Raw genomic sequence first — 1976 nt, 5'->3', positions numbered from 1 at the left:
GATTATGTTGACCAAACAGTAAGCAACAGCAATGGAGAATTTAGCTTCCAATACAAAACAACAGGACCATATGGAGAATATACAGTAAAAATAGGAGGGAGCGGAGTAGATTCCGTAATAACGTTAACATTTGAATATAGCCAACCAAGTGAACCAGGAGAACCGGGAGAGCCGGGAGAACCAGGAGAACCAGGAGAACCAGGAGAACCGGGAGAACCGGGAGAACCAGGAGAACCGGGAGAGCCAGGAGAGCCAAGTGAACCAGGAGAACCAGGAGACCCAGGAGACCCAGGAGAACCAGGAGACCCAAGCGAACCAAGTGATCCAGATATTCAAATAATAACAAGTATAGATGAAACAGGTTTAATAAACATTAATGGAACAGGAGTAAAGGCAGAAAAAGCAATAACAATACAAGTAATAAGTCCAAATGGAAGTTTAGATTATGTTGACCAAACAGTAAGCAACAGCAATGGAGAATTTAGCTTCCAATACAAAACAACAGGACCATATGGAGAATATACAGTAAAAATAGGTGGGAGCGGAGTAGATTCCGTAATAACGTTAATATTAGAATATAGTGACCCAGGAGAGCCAGGAGAACCAGGAGAACCAGGAGAGCCAGGAGAACCAGGAGAACCAGGAGAACCAGGAGACCCAAGTGAACCAGGAGAACCAGGAGAACCGGGAGAACCAGGAGAACCGGGAGAACCAGGAGAGCCAAGTGAACCAGGAGAACCAGGAGAACCGGGAGAACCAGGAGAACCGGGAGAACCAGGAGAGCCAGGAGAACCAGGAGAACCAGGAGAACCAGGAGAACCAGGAGAGCCAAGTGAACCAGGAGACCCAAGCGAACCAAGTGATCCAGATATTCAAATAATAACAAGTATAGATGAAACAGGTTTAATAAATATTAATGGAACGGGAGTAAAGGCAGAAAAAGCAATAACAATACAAGTAATAAGTCCAAATGGAAGTTTAGATTATGTTGACCAAACAGTAAGCAACAGCAATGGGGAATTTAGCTTCCAATACAAAACAACAGGACCATATGGAGAATATACAGTAAAAATAGGTGGGAGCGGAGTAGATTCCGTAATAACGTTAACATTTGAATATAGCGAACCAAGTGAACCAGGAGAACCGGGAGAACCGGGAGAACCAGGAGACCCAAGTGACCCAAGTGACCCAAGTGACCCAGGAGAGCCAGGAGAACCAGGAGAACCAGGAGAGCCAGGAGAACCAGGAGAACCAGGAGAGCCAGGAGAACCAGGAGAACCAGGAGAACCAGGAGACCCAAGTGAACCAGGAGAACCAGGAGAACCAGGAGAACCAGGAGAACCGGGAGAACCGGGAGAACCAGGAGAGCCAAGTGAACCAGGAGAACCAGGAGAACCAGGAGAACCGGGAGAACCAGGAGAACCGGGAGAACCAGGAGAGCCAAGTGAACCAGGAGAACCAGGAGAACCGGGAGAACCAGGAGAGCCAGGAGAACCAGGAGAGCCAGGAGAACCGGGAGAGCCAGGAGAGCCAAGCGAACCAAGTGATCCAAGTGATCCAGATATTCAAATAATAACAAGTATAGATGAAACAGGTTTAATAAACATTAATGGAACGGGAGTAAAGGCAGAAAAAGCAATAACAATACAAGTAATAAGTCCAAATGGCAGTATAGATTATGTTGACCAAACAGTAAGCAACAGCAATGGAGAATTTAGCTTCCAATACAAAACAACAGGACCATATGGAGAATATACAGTAAAAATAGGTGGGAGCGGAGTAGATTCCGTAATAACGTTAATATTAGAATATAGTGACCCAGGAGAGCCAGGAGAACCAGGAGAACCAGGAGAGCCAGGAGAACCAGGAGAACCAGGAGACCCAAGTGAACCAGGAGAACCAGGAGAACCGGGAGAACCAGGAGAACCGGGAGAACCAGGAGAGCCAAGTGAACCAGGAGAACCAGGAGAACCGGG

Annotated in this window: 1 protein-coding gene; it reads left to right on the top strand. The window is 46.8% G+C overall.

The features are described from left to right. The coding region (locus EDC18_RS14815; RefSeq protein WP_243115129.1) for a hypothetical protein at positions 1-1976 on the top strand (1976 nt) is incomplete at both ends.

The organism is Natranaerovirga pectinivora (assembly GCF_004342165.1).
Lineage (GTDB): Bacteria > Bacillota > Clostridia > Lachnospirales > DSM-24629 > Natranaerovirga > Natranaerovirga pectinivora.
The sequence above is the reverse complement of the archived record's forward strand: the minus strand, read 5'-3'. Positions and strand labels throughout refer to the sequence as shown.